The following is a 20,086-nucleotide window of genomic DNA, read 5'->3' as shown; positions in this document are numbered from 1 at the left end:
GATTCAGTTGGCTTGCTTGCCCGGTGGGGCCGTGAAGCAAACTTAACTCCCGAGGGTCGGCGCCTTGAAATGCTTTGTAGCATTAGCCGATATCAGTCTCATTAATAGAAGGTTGCAGGCCCCATCAACCGGGGCCTGCGGTTTATTGACGCACCAGAAACTTGAGATCGCTGGGGGCATCCATCGGCAATTTCTGCACGGTTTTACCCAACAGACCGGTCTTGGCATCGCGCTCGACGACGACAATCTGGTTGCTCTTCTGGTTGGCAATCAGCACAAACTTGCCACTCGGATCGAGGCTGAACTCACGCGGGTGATCACCGTCCACGGAGCGGCGCTGAAGCTCCTTGAGGTGGCCGGTCGCCGGGTCGATGGCGAACACCAGCAACTGATTGGTGGTGCCACGGTTGCTGACGTAAAGAAACTTGCCGTCAGCCGAGGCGTGAAGCGCAGCCGCAGCCTTGCCCGATGTCGGCAGACCCGCCGCCAGATCGACCAACTGCGTTTGCACGAGTTTGCCGTCCTGATGGTCGAACACCGCCACCTGTGCGCTCATTTCCAGGGTCAGCCAGGCGTGCTTGCCGTCGGCGCTGAACAGCAAGTGTCGCGGCCCGCTGCCGGGTGGCAACGGGACGGACGCGGGTTTGGCGGCGGTCAGCGGCAGTTCCGGATTGGCCTTGGGATCGAAGCGATAGACGAAGATCTTGTCCGCTCCTAAGTCGTTGGAAAACACATATTGGCCATCCGGCGATGAAACCACCGAATGCACGTGCGCCGACTTCTGCCGCTCAGGATTGACCCGGCTGGACGGATGACTGCTCATCTGCACGACGGGTTTCAGCTTGCCATCGGGGCCCACCGGCAATACTGCCAGGGTGCCGCCCGGATCTTCAGCCACCGAGTAGTTGCTGACAAACAGGTGACTGGCATCACCGCTGACGCTCGAGTGCGTCGGCTCGTTGCCCAAGGTTTGCACCTGACTGATCAGGCTCAACTCATAGGTCTTTGGATCAATCGCATAACTGCTGACACGCCCTACCGGATCGGCCTGACCCGGGCCGTTTTCGTTGACCGCGAACAGGCGCTGTTGATCCTTGGACACGGCGAGCCAGGACGGGTTGGCGCTCTTCACCACTTGCAGGGGCTTGGCATCGATCTGCCCGGTGCGACTGTCGAAACTCAGGCGATAAATCCCCTGGCTCTGGCCGGCGGTGTAGGAGCCCACCAGTAATTCGTAACCGTCGACCGGGGCCGCTTGCGCGCCCATTGCGCCGACGCTGCCGGCGATCAACAGTGGCCAGAAGTTACGCATCCTCATTCGTTTCGTCCTCGTCATCCTGACCGCCGAACGCTTCCATGGGCACCAGTCGGTGTTTACCGGAATCACCGGTGATGATCCAGCTCTTCAAGTCGGGATCAAAAGTCGCCGCCGCGATCTGGGCCATGCTGAACTCCCAGCGCTTGAGCGCCCGACCGTCCATGCATTCGATGTGCAGGTTATCGTCTTCATCGAGAGAGAAGTCGAACGCGTGCAGCCCGTCGATCTCCAGCATGTCGCAGTGTTCGAGGGCGTTGAGCAAGGTATCGTTTACGGCAGTCATGGCAGTCAATCTTTGAATGGGAAAGTGGCAATGATAGCTCAACACGCCGCAATGATCGTTCCCACGCTTCGCGTGGGAATGCCTCAACGGACGCTCTGCGTTCGGCTGTTGATGTGACGCGGAGCGTCACCGGCTGCATTCCCACGCAGAGCGTGGGAACGATCAGTTACAGGGGACCGACCCCATCAGTTGAGGGCCGTCAGAGAGCGTCGCGCGATGGCTTGCCATCGACCAGGCGCTGAATGCGCAACGGATTGCCATTCTTCAGCGCTTCCGGCAGCAGGCTGTCGGGGTAGTTCTGGAAGCACACCGGGCGCAGGAAACGGTCGATGGCCAGGGTGCCCACCGACGTGCCGCGCGCATCGGAAGTCGCCGGATACGGCCCCCCATGAACCATCGAGTCGCAGACTTCCACGCCAGTCGGATAGCCGTTGAGCAGGATCCGCCCGACCTTCTGCTCCAGCAATGCCGTCAGCTCACCGAACTGTTCGAAGTCCGCCGGCTCACCGATGATCGTTGCCGTCAGCTGCCCATGCAAACCGTTCAACGCGGCACTGAGTTGCGCCTGATCCGCCACTTCGACGAACACCGTGGTCGGACCGAATACTTCCTCTTGTAGCACTTCATCGCCATCAATCAACAGGCTGACATCGGCCTTGAACAGTTGCGGCTGTGCCTGATTGCCTTGTTGCGGGTTGCCGGCCAAATGCTCGATTTTCGGATGCGCGAGAAGTTTCTGCAGGCCTTTGCCGTAGCTGCTCAACGTGCCGGCATTGAGCATGGTTTGCGCCGGTTGATCGCCAATCAGCCCCGCCACCTGCTGCACGAACGCGCTGAACTGCGGCGAACGAATACCGATCACCAACCCCGGATTGGTACAGAACTGCCCACAACCCTGCACCACCGAAGCCGTGAGGTCACGGGCGACGCTTTCAGCACGAGTTTCCAGCGCCTGCGGCAACACGATCACCGGGTTGATGCTCGACATCTCGGCAAACACCGGAATCGGCTGCGCCCGTGCCGCGGCCATGTCGCACAGCGCACGACCACCTTTCAGTGAGCCGGTAAAACCGACCGCCTGAATTGCCGGGTGCTTGACCAGCGCCTCACCCACCCCGCCGCCGTAGATCATGTTGAACACACCGGCGGGCATGGCGGTTTTCCCGGCGGCGCGGATCACGGCGTCGGCCACCCATTCGGCGGTTGCCATATGGCCACTGTGGGCCTTGAACACCACCGGGCAACCGGCGGCCAAGGCCGAAGCGGTGTCGCCGCCCGCCGTGGAAAACGCCAACGGAAAGTTACTCGCGCCAAACACCGCGACCGGCCCAAGACCAATGCGGTACTGACGCAGGTCGGGACGTGGCAATGGCGTACGTTCAGGCAGCGCGCGATCAATCCGCGCGCCATAGAAATCACCACGCCGCAGCACCTTGGCAAACAGACGCATCTGGCCGCTGGTGCGACCACGCTCACCTTGAATACGGCCAGCCGGCAACGCGGTTTCGCGGCAGACCACGGCGACAAAGTCATCGCCCAGCGCGTCCAGCTCATCGGCAATCGCATCGAGGAATTGCGCACGTCGTTCGGCGCTCAAGCTGCGATAGGCCGGATAAGCAGCGGCAGCAGCCTTCGCGGCGGCGTCGACTTCTGCAAGGGTGGCCTGATAGAAATCGTGGGGCAAAGCCTCGCCAGTGCTGGCGTCAACGCTCTGGAGTTTGACGATGCCGGTAGCGCTGCGCTGACCGCCAATGTAGTTGTGACCAAGAATCCGGGTCATGGGTGTCTCCTTAAAGTGTGCCGACGGTGCCGGGTTCGAACGCCGCTTCAACGGGCTCAATGCCATTGATCAAGGGCGCGCCGAACTCGGCTTGGCTGATCTCGAACACATCGCCCGGTTGGGTGCGGATACCGTCAGCGAAAGACAGGGTTGCGGTGCCGAAGAAGTGAATGTGCACGTCGCCGGGGCGCAGGAACTGGCTGTATTTGAAATGGTGGTATTCGAGGTTTTCCAGGCTGTGGCACATGTTGGCTTCGCCACTGAGGAATTCGTTCTGCCACAGCACTTCGCCGTCGCGCAGGATGCGGCTGGTGCCTGCCAGGTGTTGCGGCAATTCACCGACCCGAAGCTCCGGGCCATAACTGCAACTGCGCAATTTCGAATGGGCGAGGTAAAGGTAATTCTTGCGCTCCATCACATGATCGGAGAACTCGTTGCCCACCGCGAAACCGAGGCGATACGGTTTGCCATCGTGGCCGATGACATAGAGGCCGCTAAGCTCCGGCTCCTCCCCCGCATCTTCGGCAAAGGGCGGCAGCGGAAACGGCTTACCCGGTCGCACGACGATGCTGCCGTCGCCCTTGTAGAACCATTCTGGTTGCACGCCGGCCTGGCCGGTCGCAGGTTTACCGCCCTCCACGCCCCACTTGAAGATGCGCATGGTGTCGGTCATGGCGGTTTCGTCGCCGGCCTGCTGATGCATTTTGTCCCGGGCCGAAGCGCTGCCCAGATGGGTCAGGCCGGTGCCGCTGACCAGCATGTGCGCCGGGTCCGGGTGATCCAGCGGTGGGAGGATTTGCAGATTGGCCAGCAGCGCTGAATAGTCGTGGCTGATGCCCAGCCCCAAAGTTTGGACCTGTTGTTCAAGATTGACGCCCGCCTCGATCGCCGCCAGCGCCAGATCCCGCACCGAGCGCGCATCCTGCACTTCGCGCACCAGGCCATCCTCGACCACGCCGACACGGCGCTCGCCGTTACTCAATTCGAACTGAACTAAACGCATGATTTTCTCCTGTTAACGCAAAACTTCAAAACAACGCAGGGTCCTGTGGGAGCGGGCTTGCCCGCGATGACGGCGGCACATTCACCATTGATGTGCCAGGCAGATTGCTATCGCGGGCAAGTCGAATCGTCGCACCGCCGCTCCCACAGGGTCGGTGGTGATTGCCTACTTCGTGTCAGATACAGGTCGCCCCACGCGCACTGGCCGCAAATTCATCGGCCGGCAGCACGTGTTTACGCTCCAGCAGGCGATAAACCACACCCGTCAGCACCAGGCCGAACACCATCACGCAAGACAGGAAGTACAACCCCGACGCCAGGTTGCCGGTGTATTCCTTCAGCGCGCCGATCACGAACGGACCGATGTAGCCGCCGAGGTTGCCCACCGAGTTAATCAACGCGATCCCCGCCGCCGCACTGGCGCCGGCGAAGAAGCGACCCGGCAAGGTCCAGAACACTGCGGTGCAGGAAAACAGCGCGAACGCCACCAGGCACAGCGCCGCCAATTGCAGCACCGGCACGGTCAGCCAGGCGCTGAGGAACAGACCGATGGCGCCCAACACATACAGCACCGCCAGATGACCGTAGCGATCATTCAAGCGGTCTGAGCTGCGCGGAATAATCAGCAAACCGATGATCCCGAAGATGTACGGCACCGACGACACGAACCCGGTCACCAGGTCAGTGCCACCGAATTGCTTGATCAACGTCGGCAACCACAAACCGAGACCGTAGATGCTCAGGGTCACCGGCAGATAGAACAGCGCCAGCAGCAACACACGTTTGTCCTTCAGCGCATGCAGCGGATTGCCGTGGCGGGTCTGGCCGTACACCTCCAGGTCCTTTTTCAGCTCGCCGGTCAGCCAGTCTTTCTCAGACTGGTCCATCCATTTCACCTGTTGCGGGCCGTCCGGCAGGTAACGCAGCACTGGCCAGGTCAGCAGGATCGCGGGTGTACCGATGACGATGAACAGCCACTGCCAACCGTGCAGCCCAAGAATCCCGTCCATGCCCAGCAAGCCGCCGGACACCGGGCCGGTGATCATCATCGCGATGGGTTGGGAAAGGATAAACAACCCGAGGATCTTGCCGCGATGGCGAATCGGGAACCATTGGGTGATGTAGTACAAAACGCCCGGGAAGAACCCGGCTTCGGCCGCGCCGAGCAGAAAGCGCATCACATAGAAGCTGTTCGGTCCCTGGACGAACGCCATGCCGATGGTGATGGCACCCCAGGTGACCATGATCCGCGCGAACCAGCGTCGGGCGCCGAAGCGGTCGAGCATCAGGTTGCTGGGGATTTCCAGCAGGAAATAGCCAATGAAGAACAACCCGGCGCCAAGGCCGTAAGCCGCGTCACCCAGGCCGATGTCAGCGCCCATGTGCAGCTTGGCGAAACCTACCGCGGAGCGATCCACATAGGCGATCAGGTACAGCAGGATCAGGAAGGGAATCAGTTTCAGCGTGATGCGACGAATAAGCCGCAGTTCCTGGCTCATGAGTTCGGTCTCCGATTGTTGTTGTTATAGAACCTCGGGGGACGCCTCTCGCAGAAAACCGCCAGGGCCATCCCTCCGTTGAAAACGACTATATAGTAATACTATTTAACCAACAACACTTCCAAACAGCCGAAATTGCGCTTATGTTACGCCGTAGCTCGAACAATATAGTCATACAATAAGAGAATCGATCATGTCTGATAAGAAACCCACTCTGCGCTCCGCCCAATGGTTTGGCACCGCCGACAAGAACGGCTTCATGTACCGCAGCTGGATGAAGAATCAGGGCATCGCCGACCATCAGTTCCACGGCAAGCCGATCATTGGCATCTGCAACACCTGGTCGGAACTGACCCCGTGCAACGCGCATTTCCGGCAGATCGCCGAGCACGTCAAGCGTGGGGTGATCGAAGCCGGCGGTTTTCCAGTGGAATTCCCGGTGTTCTCCAACGGCGAATCGAACCTGCGCCCCACCGCCATGCTCACCCGCAACCTGGCGAGCATGGACGTCGAGGAAGCGATTCGCGGTAACCCGATCGATGGCGTGGTGCTGCTCACCGGCTGCGACAAAACCACCCCGGCGTTGCTGATGGGAGCGGCCAGTTGCGACGTACCGGCGATCGTCGTCACCGGTGGGCCGATGCTCAACGGCAAGCACAAAGGCCAGGACATCGGCTCGGGCACGGTGGTTTGGCAGCTCAGTGAACAGGTCAAGGCTGGCACCATCACCATCGATGATTTCCTTGCGGCCGAGGGCGGCATGTCGCGCTCGGCCGGTACCTGCAACACCATGGGCACAGCCTCGACCATGGCCTGCATGGCCGAAGCACTCGGCACTTCCCTGCCCCATAACGCGGCGATTCCGGCGGTCGATGCGCGCCGTTATGTGTTGGCGCACATGTCAGGCATGCGCGCAGTGGAAATGGTGCGTGAAGATTTGAAACTGTCGAAGATCCTCACCAAGGAAGCCTTCGAAAATGCCATCCGGGTGAACGCCGCCATCGGCGGTTCGACCAACGCGGTGATCCATTTGAAAGCCATCGCCGGGCGCATTGGTGTCGAACTGGACCTGGATGACTGGACCCGCATCGGTCGCGGCATGCCGACCATTGTCGATCTGCAACCCTCCGGGCGCTTCCTGATGGAAGAGTTCTACTACGCCGGTGGCTTGCCCGCGGTGCTGCGTCGCCTCGGCGAAGCCAACCTGATTCCCAATCCGAACGCCCTCACCGTCAACGGCAAAACCATCGGCGAAAACACCAAGGACGCACCGATTTACGGCCAGGACGAAGTGATCCGCACCCTCGACAACCCGATCCGCGCCGACGGCGGCATCTGCGTGTTGCGCGGCAACCTGGCGCCATTGGGCGCGGTGCTGAAACCGTCCGCCGCCAGCGCAGAATTGATGCAACATCGCGGGCGTGCAGTGGTGTTCGAGAACTTCGACATGTACAAGGCGCGGATCAACGATCCAGAATTGGACGTGGATGCCAACTCCATTCTGGTGATGAAAAACTGCGGTCCGAAGGGTTACCCGGGCATGGCCGAAGTCGGCAACATGGGGTTGCCGGCCAAGCTGTTGGCCCAGGGCGTGACCGACATGGTGCGCATCTCCGATGCACGCATGAGCGGCACGGCGTACGGCACGGTGGTCTTGCATGTGGCACCGGAAGCCGCCGCCGGCGGACCTTTGGCGACGGTGAAGGAAGGCGACTGGATCGAACTCGACTGTGCCAGCGGCCGCCTGCATCTGGACATCCCCGACGCCGAACTGGCCGCACGCATGGCCGACCTGCAACCGCCGCAACAGTTGCTGGTAGGCGGTTATCGTCAGTTGTACATCGATCATGTACTGCAGGCGGATCAGGGTTGCGACTTCGACTTCCTGGTTGGTTGCCGAGGGGCCGAGGTGCCGCGCCACTCCCACTGACCCTTCCGCCGATCGTTTCCACGCTCCGCGTGGGAACGATCAATCTCGCGCTAGCGACCATCACTCGCCGCGCCTGCTATCATGCGCGGCACCCCATCGCACAGGATCGCGCCGTTCCCCATGGATTACCGCAAACCCTCCGACCGCAAAAGCATGCACTCGCGCATCGTCCAGGAACTGGGCATGCAGATCGTTTCGGGACGGTTCAAACCGGACGACAAACTGCCCGCCGAAGCCCTGTTGTGCGAGGAATACGCGGTCAGCCGGCCGGTGCTGCGCGAAGCCACCCGGGTGCTGGTCGCCAAGGGCCTGGTGTATTCCCGCCCGCGAGTCGGCACGGTGGTCAAGCAGCGCAAGGAATGGCACATGCTCGACCCGGACGTGCTGCACTGGCTGATGCAAAGCAGCCCGCAAAATGAATTCTTTGATCTGCTGACCAGCGTGCGCAGCATCATCGAACCGGCCGCTGCCGCGTTGGCCGCACAGTTCGCCACCGACCAAGACATCGCCTCCATCAGTGAAGCCTACCAACGCATGGAAGCGGCGCCGACCCCGGAAGCGTTGTTGCAACCGGACCTGGACTTTCACAGCCGCATCGCCGACGCAACCCACAACGACTTGCTGGCGAACCTGTGCAACATGCTGTCGGTGGCGATTGCCGAAGCCTTGAAGCATTCCAACCAACGGCCGAACCTGCATGAATTGGCGCTGCCTCGGCATAAGGCGATTCTGACGGCGATCGAAAACCGTGATGCGCTGGGTGCACGGCATGCGACGTTGGTGCAACTGGACGATGCGCGTAATGCGCTGAATGTGGTGCTCGGCACCGATCCCTCATAACCACCACAATTCCCCTGGCTCATTGCCGCCACGTAGTCATCACTTAGGTCATCGAATTGCCGGATGTGCGGTATCCCGTTACCGCACATCCATTGCGGCTTCGCCTTACTTTGCGTAACTCAACCCATGCAAAGGATTGCATCATGCCGATACCTGCATCCCCCCCCGCCACGTCGGATTTTACCAACATCATCGCGCACGCCGTCAGTGCCCGCTTCAGCTCCCGCCCCACCCTGCGCTCGGAAACCGCTCGCCTGCTCAAGGACGGCGTACTGGAAAAATACCCGCAACTGGACTTTGACCCTGAGCGAACCAAAATCGCGCAGCCGATTCCCAACGGGGCCTGGCGCCTCACGTTGCTGCTGGATTTGGTACTGGATTATCTGGCCAGCGGCACACCTGTCGATTTCAGCGAGCGGTTCGGTCGTGCCTGCTTTCTGACCAACCGCGCGCCCGCGCGACTGACTGTCGGCAAAACCACATCACGCCTGCCTGATTTCCAGGTGATTGCGGGGGTCATCCTTGATCTGCCCGACTTGCTGCACATCGGGTTTCAGGATTCGCTGACCCTTTACTGGAATGAGAAGGACGAGAGCTGCGTCAGCCGCTGGCAGTGGCTGGGAAACTTGCTGGCCGGTGTCCTGCAGACAGCCGCGACCCGCCTGTCGAAAAGCAACCCGGTGCAGGCCGGGATTCTCGCGGAACTGGCCAGCCATCCGGACAACCAGCAGCGTCTCCAGCAACCCTGGTCAAAAGGCCCCATACAAGCCTGCACCCTGCAAACCACCCTGACCAAAGGTGACGTTTCCATTACGCTGCAGGCCTCCGAGCTCCTGGTGACTTGTGGTGAAACCCATTTGTTGTGCAGCGTGACCGGCAAAATCGAGCCCTTCTCTTCCCTGGAAGCTTTCGGCCTGGCCTGGGGCGCACGGTTTCAGCAGGCATACAAGGCCGATGTCATCACCTGGAAGCGGTTTGAACCGGACGGCAACATCTTTGACATTCAGGCTGCCCTGCCCCTGAACCGACAACTGGAAGATCTGGCTGCGCTCAAATTGCCCGCCAGCCAGGGCCTGGGCGAGTTGGCGAAACACGTTGACGCGATCACCGACGTCGCCACGCTGTTTATGGACAGCCAACCGGACGATGCGGTTTTTCAACCGATACACGCATCGATTCCCAGGTGGTTGCAAGCGGCGACACCCACTGACCGCATGGCCTATCGCAAGCACGTCCTGGCAATGGCCAGCGTCAAGCAACAGACCCAGGGGCGCACCTTCAGCGATGGCATCGACGACCTTCGTATGTTTGCCCGAAAAGCCCTGCACAAGCAGATGCAGGATGATTATCCGTTGGCGCCCGGCTACAACTCCGACGAGCTGGAACTGACCTTTCATGTCCCCGTCGGTGACCTCGGCAGCGGCTACATCGAAACCGTCAAAATGACCCTGACCGAGCTGGCGATCAAAAATCTCGCCGCAAAACCCAAGGGCCGCATGACTGTCCGTCACACGGGAGATCAACTGATTCAGGAGTGGACTACCGACGCCTACCTGTTGGACCTGGTGAGCCGGGTCAATGTCGGCAAGCACTATCCCGAACTGATCGAAACCTTGCTGCTCGGCGACACCGACGACGCACGGGAGCGGGAACGATTGTTCGCGCTGGAACTGTCGGTTCATCTTCCCCTGCTGGCCCTCGAGCATTCGATCAAGGGTGAGCACGGGTTCACTCATCTGGGGTATCGCTATGTCGATGCGTTGATGAATCGCACCGCCGCCGAACGGGTCGTCGATGGACAGGCCGTGGTCATCCGGCCTCTGGCGTTCCAACGCAAGGACGGCGCCGCCTGTGATGTGGCCGCCAATATGTTCATCATCGAGCCTAAAGACTTGCAGGCCACTGGCCCACATATCCTGTATCGCCCGTTGTACAGCCCGTCACTGCAGCAATACGCCGCACGCAGCGACTTGCTCAAAGCGGTCGCGCAACAGGGCGCACTGCAAACCAGCGTGCTGACCTGGCTCCCGGACCGCGCACGTCCGATTTACGACAACAACGGTTTCAATGAACCGCATATCAACCACTTTCACATCGGCGACGAGTTCTCGCCACCCGACAAGCCAAAACCGGCGATTCTGGCAGGCGACGAAGCTGCGCCCCAGTGGCTCAGTGCAGTGGAGGAAGGTCGATTGACGGCCAGCCTGTTCGCCAGCAACGCCCGGGCGCTGGCCGATTTGGCTGACAGGCAGTCAGTGTCCAATGCCGAAAGCCGTTGGGCGATCATCCTTGAGGGTGGCTGGCTGGTCTTTAACAACCTGGTACTACCACTGTTGCGCGGCCCGGCAATGCTGGTGGGCTGGATGCTGCAAATCACCCATAGCCTGATCAACGACCTGCCCGCACTGGACAGTGATGACCCGACTGCCCGGAATCTGGCCTGGATCGATGTGCTCTTGAACATCGGCCTGCTCCTTTTGCATGTCGCACGAACTCAAGGTGAACGGCCCGCACTGCCGCCAGAGCACTTGGGCGAAGACAGCCCGGTAACCCTCGATCCGCTGCGCCGTCTGTTGCCACTGGACTTGCTGAATCCCGGGACAACCATCACCCAAGAAACACCCGGACTGCCCTCCGAACCGCCGGGCAGTGGCAATACGTTGCTGGATTTCAACCTGTCGACCGCTCGGGACTCGACCTCGGCGCGGCTGTTCAACAGGCTGCTGGCGGTCAAGGTTGCATGGCCGGCGTCCCTGCCAGAGCCTGTTGCAACCGGTCCGTTCAAGGGGTTGTACCGGATCGACAACAAATGGCATGCCACGATCGCCGGCCTGCTGTTTCGCGTGAGTGTCGTGCCCGGTTTCGGCGAGGCCTACCTGGTGCATCCTGAGCACCCCGACCATGCGGGAATCAAGCTCAAAACCGATGGGTACGGCCGATGGACGCTGGATCAAGGGCTGAAACTGCTCGGGGGAGGACGTAACGCCAGGCGGAATGCCCTGCGCGAGAGCAAACAGCAACGCATCAGCCTGCTGGAACTGAACCACCAGGAATTTTTACAGCAACAGACGCAGGTGCAAAAACGCGTTGATATCGCGGAAAAGCTGATGGAGCTGAAAAGAAACGACCCCGCCAGCAGCGAACAGGATCGCGCCACTTTTCGCCAACGGTTCGTGGACGAGCTGGATAAACAGAGCGCAACCTACGTCACGGCGCTTGCCGAAATCCGCGAAAAAAGCGCTCTGAGCAAATCGGATCCCGATCCAAACCTGCAGCGCAGCCTGCTGGTGAATCTCATCAACAACGCGCGCAAACGTGTTGTCATCGCTGACCGGGAACGGGAAGCCACCAATCGAACTTACGCGGACTTGACCAGCGGTATCGAACACTTACGCGAAGAAATCAAGGACAAGGGCAGCGTCGTGCTGGATCGATATTTCGAATTCATGCGCAGGACCTCCGAAGTCAACGAAACCATGATCAGGTTCTACGAAGAATCAGAGAGCCGACTTGCGGAGCTTAAACACTTGTCTCGCTTGGGCTTGGAGGACTGGAAACGGTTGACCGACAATCGCTCCGAGAATGAATTGACCGCCTTGCGAGTCAAGTCCTACCAACTGGGCATCTTGCGGATTCTCAGCCTGAAGGAACTGGGGAGCGACACCATGGCCCCACTCGAACGCGCACTCGATCCCCTGATGTTGCTGTCTCGCTCCCATTCCGAACTGCAAACGTCTCGCACGTATAACAGCAGCGATCGGATCGCCGTTCTGGACAACCTGGTCGATCACTACCGCAAAGCACTGGACGGGCTTGAAAGTATCGGCATCTTCAATGCCGAAGAATTACAGCCAGCGGCCTTCAATCGTCTGCGAGAGATCATCGGTGAACTGCGCCTCGATGCCGAGCGACGTCTGGCCGACGACCTTCAAAACCTCCCGCAACCTTCGGTCTCCGAGCCCGCTCCGTCTTCACCCGGAACCAGCAAGCCCCCGATCCAGCGCCCCTCTTCATGGGCCAGTCGCAAGCGGGTCATCAAAACCGCCAAGGGCACTCTGATCGGCGATATTCGCCCCCGCGTGGCTAACCAGGGCGGAGACATTGTTGATATCAACGGTCCACTCGAAGATGCGCCACTGGCTTCTTTCCATGAACATGAGCCGAATGTCTGGGTAGAAATGGTCGAGGTCAGGCAGCCCGCGCCCAAGGCCTCCGCGCACTCCTACGCACAGCTCAAAGGGGATGCCCGCAAGGCCATCGCCAATGTCGACAAGCAGGTAAGGAAAATCGAGGGTTACGCGCAACGCGCAAGCTCACCCAAGGAAATTGAAGAGCAATTGCAACGCGAAGCACAAAAGCTGACCGGGTATGCCGAGGGCCTGGAACACCATGAGGCACCCTCGCCAAACCGGGAACAAGATGCCTCGTTAATCCGCGATTTACGCGATCACGCGCGAGCCCTCGACAGTAAGGCATCGGAACTGCGCATCCGCATGACACTGGCCCAACCCCCCACCAGTGAGGGTGTGGAATATCTGTTACGGTGCAAGGAGGTTTACCCACACATGATCGGCAATCGCGTACAACTGAAAACCGGACGTAAAGACTTCATGCAGGAGTACGTCCTGTTGAACAAAGACGATCAACCCTGGGGGTACGCGCATTTTCACTATCCACGCGTCGATGATGCCAAGACGCAATATACCCAGGCCCATCTGAAAACCAGGGAACAACGCTTCGAAACCTACGAATCGGCAATGGCCAAGGCTACAGATCCGAAACAGAAAATCGATATCCACCGCGGGATCATCAGCAAGGAACTGGCCAACAGTGCATTCCTGACGCTACAACCACGCTGAGTGATTCGGCCCCCCATAAAAAAGCCGCAACCTGAGTTGCGGCTTTTTGGGTCAGGCTGACGCCTAGTGAGCAAACAGCGAGTTGCCCTTCTGCCCCGCCAGTTTTTCCGGCTTGATCAGGAATCGCGCCAGTGCCGGCAACAACCACAGTGCGCCGAACATGTTCCAGAGCAGCATGAAGGTCAGCATCAGGCCCATGTCGGCCTGGAACTTGATGGCCGAGAAGATCCAGGTGCACACGCCGATCGCCAGGCACAGACCGGTGAACAGCACCGCTTTACCGGTGGACTTCAGCGTCTGGTAGTACGCCTCTTGCAGTGGCAGACCGGCACGCAGGAAGCTTTCCAGGCGGCTGTAGATGTAGATCCCGTAATCCACGCCGATCCCCACCCCGAGCGCCACCACCGGCAAGGTCGCCACTTTCACACCGATCCCCATGAACGCCATCAACGCGTTGCCGAGCACCGAGGTCAGTACCAGCGGCAGCACGATGCACAAGGTCGCCGCCCAGGAACGGAAGGTGATCATGCACATGGTCGCGACGCAGATGTACACCAGAATCAGAATGGTCAGTTCGGAGCGTTTGATCACCTCGTTGGTGGCCGCTTCGATCCCGGCATTACCGGCGGCGAGGATGAATTCCAGGCCTTCCTTGTTGTTGTCTTTGGCGAAGTCCTGCACCGCATGCACGGCGCGGTCCAGGGTTTCGGCCTTGTGGTCGTTGAGGAACACCAGCACCGGTGCCAGGGAGCAATTGTTGTTGTACAGGCCATCGGCACGGGCGATGGAGTTGTTCAGCACGTCGGGGTTGCGCGACAGGGTTTCCCATTTCAGGTTGCCCTCGTTCATACCCTTGATCATCTGCTTGGACACGGTCACCAGCGAGATCGCCGACTGCACGCCCTCGGTGTTCTGCATTTTCCACATCAGCTCGTCGATCGGCGCCATGGCCTCATAACGCGAGCAACCTTCGGACTTGGTCTTGACCATCACCACCAACACGTCGGAACTGGTGGAGTAGTTGTTGATGATGAAGCTGTTGTCCTTGTTGTATCGCGAGTCCGGACGCAGCTCCGGCGCGCCCTGGTCGAGGTCGCCGATCTTCAGGTTCTGGCTGTACCAGAGGCCACCACCGAAAGCGATCAGCGCCAGGGCAATGGAAATCGGGGCGACTTTGGGGCTGGCAAAGTTCGACAGCAGGCGCCAGAACGGATGTTCGCGGTGTGCGTCTTTCTTGCTGCGTTCGACGGCGCGTTTGCTGATCCCGACGTAGGAAATCGCCACCGGCAGCAGGATCAGGTTGGTGAACACGATCACCGCCACGCCGATGGACGCGCCGATGGCCAGTTCACGAATCACGCCAATGTCGATGATCAGCAGCGTGATAAAGCCCACTGCATCCGCGAGGATCGCGATCATCCCCGGCAGAAACAGCTGACGGAATGTGCGGCGAGCAGCGGTCAACGCGTTTTCCGCCTCGCTGGACTGCAAGGCGATACCGTTGATTTTCTGCACGCCGTGGGAAATCCCGATGGCGAAGATCAGAAACGGCACCAGCATCGAATACGGATCAAGCCCGAAGCCGAAGAAGTGCATCAAGCCGAGCTGCCAGACTACCGCCACCAGCGTCGTGCTCAACACCGCCACGGTGCTGCGCATGCAGTTGGTGAACCAGTACAGCAGGATCAGGGTAATGACGAAGGCGACGCCGAAGAACATCACCACCATGACCAGCCCATCGATCAGGTCGCCAACTTTCTTGGCGAACCCGACAATGTGGATCTTCACGTTGGGGTTCTGGGCTTCGAACTTGTTGCGGATCTTGTCTTCGAGCTCGTGAGAGAACTTGCGATAGTCCAGCGCCAGCAACTTGCCCTGATCCTGCGGGTCCGGGTAGGACTCCAGCAGCGGGATGTCGACGATGCTCGACTTGAAGTCGTTGGCCACCAGACGGCCGACTTGCCCGGACTTGAGCACGTTATTGCGCAGCAGGTCGAGGCTTTGCTGGGAGCCGTTATAGCTCTGGGGAATCACTTCACCACCGGCGAAGCCCTCCTCCGTTACCTCGGTCCAGCGCACGCTCGGGCTCCACAGCGACTTGAGGCCGGAACGGTCGACGCCGGAAATGTAGAACACCTCGTCGTTGATCTGACGCAGGGTCTCCATGTATTCCTTGGAGAAGATGTCGCCGTCGGTGGCTTCCACCGAGATCCGCACTGTGTTGCCCAGGTTCGCCAGATCGTTGCGGTGCTCCATCATTTTTTCAATGAATGGATGCTCGAGCGGGATCATTTTTTCGAAACTGGTGGACGGCCGGATCAGCGTTGCCTGCCAGAACAGGAAAACACTGACCAGCAGGCAGATGACGATGACTGCCGGGCGATTGTTGAAAATCAGGCGTTCAAGAAACGTCGCCTTGTCCTGATGAGGAGTGCTTAAGGATGTCATAGACCCGCCTTCTTATTATTTGCCCGGCTCATTTGGACGACCCGTTTTTTCCATTCTCTGCACCGGTGGGCGAAGTGACGCGAACGCCACCCTGTCCTGCCAGAATCAGATTACCGTTGCCCGCCGCCGTGACCGCCGAGACGGAGATGCGATCCGGGCGGTTGAACACGCTGAAGGTTTCGCCGTCGTCGGTGCTGCGAATAATGCTGCCGCCGTTGCCGACGATCACGATGGAACCGTCGTCGAGCAACGTGGCGCCGGACAGGCCGAACTCCAGTGCACCCCGTGCAGCCTTGAGTTCGACCTGCTCCCAGGTATTGCCGAAATCCGTGGAACGGTAGAGATTGCCGCGCAACCCGTAGGCCAGCAGCGTGGCCGGTTGCGCGGTGCCTATCACACCGAACAGCGAGCCTTCGTAGGGGCCCTCAAGTTTTTCCCAGGTCTGCCCGTCATCGGCGGAGCGGAACATGCTGCCCTGCTCGCCGACGATGAAAATGCCGGAATCCTTGACCGCGGCAATGGCGTTGAGGTGGTACTGGTCTTCGTTGTCGAGACGATCGCTGACGTCTTCCCAGTTTTTACCGCCGTCGGTGGTTTCCAGCAAGGCACCGTAAGCGCCCACGGCAAACCCGCTGTTAACGTCCTTGAACCAGACGTCGAGCAGCGGCGATTCGCGTGTCAGGTCTTCGAATTGTTTGGTCCAGGTGATGCCGCCGTCTTCGCTGGCGAGGATCTGCGCGTCATGGCCAACGGCCCAGCCGTGTTTGTCATCGACAAAAAACACCGCCGTCAGCAGTTGCCGGGTCGGCACCTTGGCCTGGGTCCAGGTCGCACCCTGGTCATCGGAATACAGAATGTGCCCACGATCGCCGACCGCCACCAGGCGTTTGCCGGCGTGTACGACATCAAGCATCAGGCCTTTGCTGGCCTTGGCGGACTCAACGGAATAAACCACGTCGGAGGCCGACGCGGCAGCGGCCAGCGCAGGCGCCGACAGCACGGTACAGCCCAACAGCGAGAGCGCTGTAGCCAGCAACGCGAACCTGCGTAACGCCGGCGGGCGGCCAATACTCACACCCATGACAGGCTCACTCATAGACCTTCCCCCACATTATTATTGTTAGGTCGTTCAACCCTTCAGGGCGCCGTAAGGGATGCGCATCGGGATTGCCCTATTCAGAAGCATAGTCCTGAAACCCGCAATCCAGAGCCCCTTCGGAAGCTGGCTTATCCTATCGGGGTTTGGAAAGGTCTGACAATCGACGCCGCGTTATGTTTTGTTAACTGGAGGGGTATGGGGTGGGGGTGAATGATTGGGTATCAGGTGGGGTGATTGGGGTTTGGGGTTTTGGTGTACATATCCGTTTTTGCGGTAGTGCCGGCTGACGGTTATTGCCCTTTGTAGGAGCGAGGCTTGCCCGCTCCCACAGGGGTCCGAGTGAACCCTGCGGGAGCAAGGCCAAACTCAGGCCAGGCTTTTGCTGACCACTTCGTACACGTCGCTGGACAGTTGCCCCGAAGCACGAATCCGCTCCAGTTCACCTTTCATCAACGCCTGACGAGCGTCGTCGTATTTGCGCCACCGAGTCAGCGGCGCCAGTTGGCGAGAAGCGATCTGCGGGTTAAACCCGTTCAGCTCGATCACTAGATCCGCCAGGAAGCGATACCCGGAACCGTCGGCCGCGTGGAAGTTGATCAGGTTCTGCCCGGCAAACGCGCCGACCAGTGCCCGCACCTTGTTCGGGTTCTTGATGGTGAACGCCGGGTGTTGCATCAAGGCTTTGACTCGTTCCAGACCGCCCGGCAATGTGCTGCCGGCCTGAACGCTGAACCACTGATCCATGACCAGCGGATTGTCCTTGAAGTGTTCGGCGAAGGTCGCCAACGCCGTGGCTTTCTGTTCTTCAAAGGGGGAATTGACCAACACCGCCAACGCCGTCAGACGCTCGGTCATGTTGTCGCTGGTGTCGAATTGCTCGAGGGTCGCCGCCAAGACTTCCAGCTTGCCGCTGAGCATCAGGTAAGACAGTGCAATGTTTTGCAGCGCGCGGCGGGCGAAATGCTCGGCCTCGGCCACATACGGGGTTTTCTTCGACAGATCGCGATTGGCCTGATAACGCAGCCACAATGCCTCGAACAAACCTTCAGCCAATTGTTTACGGGCAAACTCGCGAGCCGTGTGAATGGCATCTACGTCAGCCACTTCACTGATCTCGGTCAGATACGCCTCGCCTGGCAGCGAAAGCATTTCGGCGACCATGGCCTGATCCAGCGTGTCGTCGGACAGCACGGTACGCAGCGCTGAAACCAAACGCTGATCCAGCACCAGCGCTTCGCCCTTCTGTTGCTGTTCGATCAACTCTTGCAGCACCTGCACCGACAATTGCTGACCGGCATCCCAGCGGTTGAAACCGTCGCTGTCGTGCTGCATCAGGAACATCAGCTGATCGCGATCGTACGGGAAGCTCAGCTTCACCGGCGCCGAGAAACCACGCAGCAACGAAGGCAGTGGTTTTTCAGCAATGTCGACGAAGGTGAAGGTCTGCTCGGCTTCGGTCACCGAAATAACCCGCGAGGTGCCTTGAGCACTGGCTTCACCGGCAAGACGCAGGGCAATTTCGCCGCCCTTGCTGTCCAGCAGGCCCAGTTCCACCGGAATCACGAATGGCAGTTTTTCCACCTTGTCCGGGGTTTCCGGGCAGCTCTGGCGGAAGGTCAGGCTATAGGTTTTTGCTGTGGCGTCGTAGGACTCGCTCACCACCAAACGTGGGGTCCCGGCCTGGCTGTACCAGCGCTTGAACTGGGTGAGGTCGATACCATTGGCATCTTCCATGGCCTTGATGAAGTCGTCGCAGGTCACGGCCTGGCCGTCATGGCGCTCGAAGTACAGGTCGCTGCCTTTGCGGAAACCGTCGGCACCCAGCAAGGTGTGGATCATGCCGACCACTTCCGAACCCTTTTCGTACACGGTCAGGGTATAGAAGTTGGAAATCTCGATGAAGCTGTCCGGGCGCACGGCGTGGGCCATGGGGCCTGCGTCTTCGGCGAACTGGTGGGTGCGCAGATACGCCACGTCCTGGATACGCTTGACCGTCGCCGAGTTCATGTCGGCGGAGAACTCCGAATCGCGGAACACGGTGAAGCCTTCCTTCAGCGACAACTGGAACCAGTCGCGGCAGGTCACGCGGTTGCCCGACCAGTTATGGAAATATTCGTGGGCAACGATCGCTTCCACACGCTGGTGCGCGGCGTCGGTAGCGGTTTCGGCGCGGGCCAGTACGGCGCTGGAGTTGAAGATGTTGAGGCCCTTGTTCTCCATGGCGCCCATGTTGAAGTCGTTGACCGCAACGATCATGAAGATGTCCAGATCGTACTCGCGACCGTAGACCTCTTCGTCCCAGCGCATGGACTTTTTCAGGCTGTTCATGGCGTGCTGGCACTTGTCGATGTTTTCCGGCTCGACGTAGATGCGCAGCGCTACGGAGCGCTCGGTCATGGTGGTGAAGGTATCTTCGACGCACCACAGGTCACCGGCCACCAGCGCAAACAGGTACGCCGGTTTCTTGAACGGGTCTTCCCAGGTCGCCCAGTGCCGGCCGTCTTCGCCCGGACCTGAAGCAATCGGGTTGCCGTTGGACAGCAGCACCGGATAGCTGTGCTGCTCGGCGACCACCGTGGTGGTGAACGTGCTCATCACGTCCGGGCGGTCGAGGTAATAGGTGATCTTGCGGAAACCTTCGGCTTCACACTGGGTGCAGAACATGGTGCCGGATTTGTACAGGCCTTCCAGGGCCGTGTTGGTTTCCGGGTGGATCCTGACGCTGGTGTCGACCGTGAAGCTTGTGTCGGTCGGTTGCAGGGTCAGGTGGTTCTCGGTCAACTGGTAGTCGGCGGCGCTCAGCTCGCGGTCAGCCAATGTCACCGACAGCAGTTCGAGTTGCTGGCCGTCCAGTACCAGCGGCGGCAGGCCCGGGCCACGCTCAGGATTGCGGCGCATCACCAGTTGCGCATGGACCAGGCTGTGGTCCTCGAACAACTCGAAGGTCAGGTGCGTTTCGTCGATCAGGTACTCAGGTGCCTGATAGTCCTTCAGGTAGATCATCTTCGGTTGTTCGGTGCGCATACTG

The 20,086-nt window shown here is 59.9% G+C and carries 11 protein-coding genes; 3 read left to right on the top strand and 8 right to left on the bottom strand.

Annotated elements, in window-relative coordinates; genetic code table 11:
* Nucleotides 1–142: 142 nt before the first annotated feature.
* The 5 genes from PSH97_RS12870 to PSH97_RS12850 form a co-directional block, all read right to left on the bottom strand.
* Nucleotides 143–1,318 (bottom strand): lactonase family protein, encoded by a 1,176-nt coding sequence (locus PSH97_RS12870; RefSeq protein WP_305449495.1) that lies wholly within the window; start codon nucleotides 1,316–1,318, stop codon nucleotides 143–145.
* Nucleotides 1,305–1,601, bottom strand: coding sequence for a DUF5629 family protein (locus PSH97_RS12865; protein WP_305449494.1), 297 nt, complete (start codon nucleotides 1,599–1,601; stop codon nucleotides 1,305–1,307). The genes PSH97_RS12870 and PSH97_RS12865 overlap by 14 nt, the downstream gene beginning before the upstream one ends.
* A gap of 199 nt (nucleotides 1,602–1,800) precedes the next feature.
* Nucleotides 1,801–3,381, bottom strand: coding sequence for an aldehyde dehydrogenase (NADP(+)) (locus tag PSH97_RS12860; RefSeq protein WP_305449493.1), 1,581 nt, complete (start codon nucleotides 3,379–3,381; stop codon nucleotides 1,801–1,803).
* A 10-nt stretch (nucleotides 3,382–3,391) separates the two neighbouring features.
* On the bottom strand, nucleotides 3,392–4,384 hold the full coding sequence (gene araD1, locus PSH97_RS12855; RefSeq protein WP_305449492.1) for an AraD1 family protein: 993 nt from the start codon (nucleotides 4,382–4,384) through the stop codon (nucleotides 3,392–3,394).
* 175 nt (nucleotides 4,385–4,559) lie between these two features.
* Nucleotides 4,560–5,882 (bottom strand): MFS transporter, encoded by a 1,323-nt coding sequence (locus PSH97_RS12850; protein WP_305449491.1) that lies wholly within the window; start codon nucleotides 5,880–5,882, stop codon nucleotides 4,560–4,562.
* A gap of 193 nt (nucleotides 5,883–6,075) precedes the next feature.
* On the opposite strand from PSH97_RS12850, the gene PSH97_RS12845 reads away from it, so the two are divergent.
* The 3 genes from PSH97_RS12845 (at nucleotide 6,076) to PSH97_RS12835 (ending at nucleotide 13,511) form a co-directional block, all read left to right on the top strand.
* On the top strand, nucleotides 6,076–7,812 hold the full coding sequence (locus PSH97_RS12845; RefSeq protein WP_305449490.1) for an IlvD/Edd family dehydratase: 1,737 nt from the start codon (nucleotides 6,076–6,078) through the stop codon (nucleotides 7,810–7,812).
* A 120-nt stretch (nucleotides 7,813–7,932) separates the two neighbouring features.
* Complete coding sequence (locus tag PSH97_RS12840) at nucleotides 7,933–8,652, top strand: FadR/GntR family transcriptional regulator (protein ID WP_305449489.1); 720 nt, start codon at nucleotides 7,933–7,935, stop codon at nucleotides 8,650–8,652.
* A 143-nt stretch (nucleotides 8,653–8,795) separates the two neighbouring features.
* A complete protein-coding gene (locus tag PSH97_RS12835; RefSeq protein WP_305449488.1) occupies nucleotides 8,796–13,511 on the top strand; it encodes a dermonecrotic toxin domain-containing protein in 4,716 nt (1,571 codons plus the stop codon).
* 63 nt (nucleotides 13,512–13,574) lie between these two features.
* On the opposite strand, the gene PSH97_RS12830 is transcribed toward PSH97_RS12835, so the two are convergent.
* The 3 genes from PSH97_RS12830 to pepN all read right to left on the bottom strand — a co-directional run bounded on the left by PSH97_RS12830 (nucleotide 13,575) and on the right by pepN (nucleotide 20,082).
* Nucleotides 13,575–15,959, bottom strand: coding sequence for an efflux RND transporter permease subunit (locus PSH97_RS12830; protein WP_030130506.1), 2,385 nt, complete (start codon nucleotides 15,957–15,959; stop codon nucleotides 13,575–13,577).
* 28 nt (nucleotides 15,960–15,987) lie between these two features.
* Nucleotides 15,988–17,055 carry a WD40/YVTN/BNR-like repeat-containing protein gene (locus PSH97_RS12825; protein ID WP_305449487.1) on the bottom strand — a complete coding sequence of 356 codons (1,068 nt, stop codon included), beginning with the start codon at nucleotides 17,053–17,055 and terminating at the stop codon, nucleotides 15,988–15,990.
* 369 nt (nucleotides 17,056–17,424) lie between these two features.
* On the bottom strand, nucleotides 17,425–20,082 hold the full coding sequence (pepN, locus tag PSH97_RS12820; RefSeq protein WP_305449486.1) for an aminopeptidase N: 2,658 nt from the start codon (nucleotides 20,080–20,082) through the stop codon (nucleotides 17,425–17,427).
* Nucleotides 20,083–20,086 lie beyond the last annotated feature (4 nt).

Source organism: Pseudomonas cucumis (assembly GCF_030687935.1).
Lineage (GTDB): Bacteria > Pseudomonadota > Gammaproteobacteria > Pseudomonadales > Pseudomonadaceae > Aquipseudomonas > Aquipseudomonas cucumis.
Note: the sequence above shows the minus strand (reverse complement) of the source record. Positions and strands in the feature narration are given on the sequence as shown.